Raw genomic sequence first — 221 nt, 5'->3', positions numbered from 1 at the left:
CCTAACCCGATCAATAACAGATTTCCAGGATTATTCCCAGAGTTTGTTCAGGAGTACACTATGCCTGATGGTTCAATTGAGGAGGTTTCTGCACCTTACCAGATCAAGCCTAATGATATCATTGGTGGATTCTTCGAAACTGGTAGAGTGGTAGAAAATGCAGTAAGTATTTCTGCAGGTTCTGAGAAGGCAAGTATCAATGGTGGTTTCTCAAGAATGGA

General features: G+C 41.6%; 1 protein-coding gene. It reads left to right on the top strand.

Going from position 1 to position 221, the window contains the following annotated elements:
- Nucleotides 1–221, top strand: a 221-nt coding sequence (locus tag E1140_RS21065) for a hypothetical protein (protein ID WP_185153295.1), incomplete at both ends; no start/stop codon positions are given.

The organism is Fulvivirga lutimaris (genome assembly GCF_009711525.1).
GTDB lineage: Bacteria > Bacteroidota > Bacteroidia > Cytophagales > Cyclobacteriaceae > Fulvivirga > Fulvivirga lutimaris.
Note: the sequence above shows the minus strand (reverse complement) of the source record. Positions and strands in the feature narration are given on the sequence as shown.